Origin of the sequence: Saccharomonospora saliphila YIM 90502, assembly GCF_000383795.1 — a bacterium.
Taxonomy (GTDB): domain Bacteria; phylum Actinomycetota; class Actinomycetes; order Mycobacteriales; family Pseudonocardiaceae; genus Saccharomonospora; species Saccharomonospora saliphila.
This window is the reverse complement of sequence record NZ_KB912588.1, coordinates 3,267-7,692: the sequence shown is the minus strand read 5'-3', so window position 1 is coordinate 7,692 and position 4,426 is coordinate 3,267. Positions and strand designations below refer to the sequence as shown.

The window sequence follows — 4,426 nt, the reverse complement described above, 5'->3', positions numbered from 1 at the left end:
CCCGAAGGCCAAGCGCCGCAAGCGGTTGCGGCTGCTGGCCGCGTTCGGGCTCGCCGTGGTGCTGCTGGCCGCCGCCGGCCTGGCGACCCGGTACTTCCTCATGCGGCAGTACTACGTCGGCGCCGACGGCGACCAGGTCGTGATCTACCAGGGCGTGCCCGGCAGCATCCTGGGTTTCGACCTGCACGAACGCGCGGAGGGCTCCTGCCCGCCCGACTCGTCGCTGTGCGAACCCCTGCGCCTGCGCGATCTGGAGCAGCAGGCCCGCGAGACGGTGCGCAACGGCGTCACGCGCGACGGACTGGCCGAGTCCCGCGAGTACATCAACTCGCTGCGCCGCAACAACATGCTCCAGATCTGCGACGACACCTCCGCCGACCAGGGCGGTGGTCTCGGCGGAGTCGAGCAGGGCGGCAGCGACCGGGACGACTCCGGCACGGAACCGTCGCCGGACCCGGGCGCCGACGACGGCGCGCTGGGCGACCCGGGCGGACAGACGGCGAACACGACAGCGGAACGGCACGAGGGCGGTCAGCGACCGGGTGTGGACTGCCGCCCGGCGCCCAGCTCAGGCGGTAACTGATGGCCCAGCCCGCGTCGACGCCCGGTGCGGCGGCCCAGTACACGACGAACCCACCGCGTGAACTGCCGACGCGGCGGGGCACGGAGCTGGCTCTGCTCGCCTTCGCGGCGTTCATCGTCACGTCGGCGTTCGTGCTGGTGCAGGCCAACCAGGAGCAGGAGCTGTCCTGGTCGGTGGTCTGGTACGGGCTGGCGTACCTGACGATCTTCTCGATCGCCCACCTTGCCGTGCGCCGGTGGGCGCCGTACGCGGACCCGCTGATCCTGCCCTGCGTGGCCCTGCTCAACGGACTCGGCCTTGTCATGATCTACCGGATCGACCTGGCCGAGGCCCAGCGTGCGCTGGCCGCCGGAGACGACGCCGCGGGCAACGCTCCGCGCCAGGTGCTGTTCACCGTGCTGGCGCTCGCGCTGTTCCTCGCACTGCTGATCGTGGTCTCGGACCACCGCACGCTCACGCGGTACGCCTACACCGCGGGACTGATCGGGCTGGTGGCGCTGGCGCTGCCCGCCGTGCTGCCGAGTTCCCTCTCCGAGGTCAACGGCGCGAAGGTGTGGTTGAAGCTGCCGGGCTTTTCCATCCAGCCCGGCGAGTTCGCCAAGATCCTGCTGATGGTGTTCTTCGCGTCCTTTCTGGTGTCCAAGCGGGAGCTGTTCACCACGGCGGGCAAACGTGTCGCCGGTGTGGAGCTGCCCCGCGCCCGGGACCTCGGGCCGATCATCATCGCAGCCGTGGCCTGCCTCGGCATCCTCGTTTTCGAGAAGGATCTGGGCACCGCGCTGCTGTTCTTCGGCATCGTGCTGATGATGCTCTACGTCGCCACAGAGCGGATCATCTGGGTCGTGCTCGGGGTGGGCATGTTCGGCGTCGGGGGCGTCATCGCCTACTCGCTGTTCACCCACGTGCAGCAGCGGATCGAGAACTGGATCGACCCGCTGGCCACTTATTACGACGCGGGCGGCGGCTACCAGATCGCGCAGGCGCTGTTCGGCCTCGGCACCGGCGGCACGTTCGGCACCGGTCTCGGATCGGGCAGGCCGGAGACCGTGCCGGAGGCCCACACCGACTTCATCAGCGCCGCCATCGGCGAGGAACTCGGCTTCGTCGGCCTCGCCGCGGTCCTGATGACCTACCTGTTGCTCGCGATGCGGGGCATGCGCAGCGCGCTCGCGGTCCGCGACACCTTCGGCAAGCTACTCGGCGGCGGGCTGTCGTTCGCGATCATCATGCAGGTCTTCGTGATCGTCGGCGGAGTCACCAAGCTCATCCCGATGACCGGTGTCACCACACCGTTCCTGTCGGCGGGCGGGTCGTCGCTGCTGGCCAACTACATCCTCGTGGCACTGCTGCTGCGGATCTCCGACGCGGCGCGGCGCCCGCAGCAGCCCCCGAAGCCGAAGCCGCAACCGCAGGCGCCGCTCGCCGACGCGCACACCGTGATGGTGCAACGGGGCCAGCCCCTGCCCGGCCCGGCGGACACGCCGGGGCTCGCCGCGGGCGGCCCGAACGGCTCGGCGGAGAACACCCCTGAAAGGGGGACACAGGCGTGAACACCCCGCTGCGCAAGGTCGGTGTCGCCATGCTCGCCATGGTGACGCTGCTGCTGGCCAACGCGACCTACGTCCAGGTGGTCAAGGCCGACGACTACCGCACCGACGGCCGCAACAGCCGGGTGCTCTACGACGAGTACTCGCGCGAGCGCGGCAAGATCGTCTCGGACGACGCGGGTCAGGTGCTCGCCGGTGTCGAAGCCACCGACGACACGCTCAAGTACCGCCGCACCTACGCCAACGGGCCGATGTACGCGCCGGTCACCGGCTACTACTCGGTGAACTACGGTTCGGCCGGGCTCGAACGCGCCCACGACGAGTTCCTCAACGGCTCCGATCCCCGCCTGTTCGTGCGCAGGCTCTCCGACATGATCACCGGGACCGACACCCGCGGCGGCAACGTGCGGGTCACCATCGACCCGGCGGTGCAGAAGGCGGCCTACCAGGCGATGGTCGACCGGGGCTACACCGGCTCCGTCGTGGCGCTCGACCCGAAGACCGGCGACATCCTCGCGATGGTGTCCACGCCGTCGTACGACCCGAACGAGCTCGCCTCGCACAGCTCGGACGAGCAGCAGGAGGCGTGGAAGCGCTACACCGACGACGAGGCCAACCCCATGCTGAACCGGGCGATCAAGGAAACCTATCCGCCCGGCTCGACCTTCAAGCTGGTGACCACGGCCGCCGCCCTCGAGGACGGCGCGAGCGCCGACACGAAGGTCACCCCGGACTCCGAGGTCACGCTCCCTGGCACGAGCGACGTCACGCTGGAGAACTTCAACGGCAACACCTGCCCGGGCAACACCCTCGCCGACGCGCTGGCGCACTCGTGCAACACCGCGTTCGCCGAACTGGCGGCCCAGCTCGGCGAGGAGAAGCTGCGCGAGACCGCCGCGAACTTCGGCATCGGCATGGACGATCTCACCGTTCCGATGTCGGTGGTGCCGTCCCAGCTCGGCGACCTGGAAAGCGACGCGGCGCTGTACCAGAGCGGCATCGGACAGCGGGACGTGCGGCTGACGCCGTTGCAGGACGCCCTGCTCTCCGCCACGATCGCCAACGACGGCGTGGCCATGAAGCCCCGGCTGGTGAGCGAGCTGATCGCCCCCGACCTGTCGGACGTCGAATCGTTCACCCCCGAGGAGCTGACCGGGGAGCCCGCGCTGTCCGCGGCCAACGCGGACGTGCTGCGGGACATGATGATCGCCTCCGAACGGAACACCGGCGGGGGCGGAAAGGATCCGGCACTGAAGATCGCCTCGAAGACCGGGACGGCCGAGCACGGCACCGATCCGAAGGCGACCCCGCCGCACGCCTGGTACACCGCGTTCGCTCCGCACGACGACCCGCAGGTCGCGGTCGCCGTCATCGCCGAGTCGGGCGGGAACCGGGGGCTCGCGGCGACGGGCGGCTCGGTGGCCGCCGAGATCGGGCGGACGACCGTGTCGGCGGCCCTCGGGGGTGGCTGAGACGATGCTGTCCTCGGGACAACTGATCGCCCAGCGGTACCGGCTCGCCCAGCGCATCGCGGTCGGTGGCATGGGCGAGGTCTGGGAGGCCGGTGACACGCGGCTGGACCGGACCGTCGCTGTGAAGATCCTCAAGGCGGAGTTGTCCGGCGACGCCGAGTTCCTGCACCGTTTCCGCACCGAGGCCCGCACCACCGCCTCGCTGAACCACCAGGGCATCGCGGCGGTGCACGACTACGGCGAGACCGAGGCCGGGCAACACTCGATCGCGTTCCTGGTCATGGAGCTGGTCGAGGGCGAGCCGCTGGCGTCGATCCTGGCGCGGCAGGGTCGCCTCAACGCCGAGTTCACGCTCGACGTCCTCGAGCAGGCCGGCCGCGCGCTCCAGGCCGCGCACGAACGCGGGCTGGTGCACCGCGACGTCAAACCCGGCAACATCCTGGTCACCTCGTCGGGTGGGGTGAAGCTCACCGACTTCGGCATCGCGAAGGCCGCCGACTCGGCACCCGTCACCCGCTCGGGCATGGTGATGGGCACGGCGCACTACATCGCCCCGGAGCAGGCGCTCGGGCACGATGCCGAACCGGCCAGCGACGTCTACTCCCTGGCCGTGTGCGGCTACGAATGCCTGGCCGGGCACCGGCCGTTCCTGTCCGAGCACGCGGTGAGCGTGGCGATGATGCACATCCGCGACCTGCCGCCCCCGCTGCCGCCGGACGTGCCGCCCGCCGCGCGGGCGGTGATCGAAGCCACGCTGGTCAAGGACCCGAGGCAGCGCTACGCCAGTGGCGGCGAGTTCGCGCACGCGGTGGCGGCGGTGCGGG

General features: G+C 70.4%; 3 protein-coding genes and 1 pseudogene. All 4 read left to right on the top strand.

What is annotated here, in order from left to right; translation table 11 throughout:
• Positions 1-583: pseudogene (locus tag SACSA_RS20770) on the top strand (protein phosphatase); the annotation flags it as partial.
• Complete coding sequence (locus tag SACSA_RS0100040; protein WP_019812474.1) at positions 583-2,133, top strand: FtsW/RodA/SpoVE family cell cycle protein; 1,551 nt, start codon at positions 583-585, stop codon at positions 2,131-2,133. The pseudogene SACSA_RS20770 and the gene SACSA_RS0100040, both read left to right, overlap by 1 nt.
• On the top strand, positions 2,130-3,602 hold the full coding sequence (locus SACSA_RS0100035; RefSeq protein ID WP_019812473.1) for a peptidoglycan D,D-transpeptidase FtsI family protein: 1,473 nt from the start codon (positions 2,130-2,132) through the stop codon (positions 3,600-3,602). Before SACSA_RS0100040 ends, SACSA_RS0100035 begins: the two co-directional genes overlap by 4 nt.
• 4 nt (positions 3,603-3,606) lie before the next feature.
• Positions 3,607-4,426, top strand: an 820-nt coding sequence (locus tag SACSA_RS20765) for a serine/threonine-protein kinase (protein WP_048876263.1), incomplete at its 3' end; no start/stop codon positions are given.

What these genes read in the sequence shown, in the direction of transcription:
- SACSA_RS0100040 (WP_019812474.1), top strand. Translation starts at nt 583, where the DNA reads ATGGCCCAGCCCGCGTCGACGCCCGGTGCGGCGGCCCAGTACACGACG.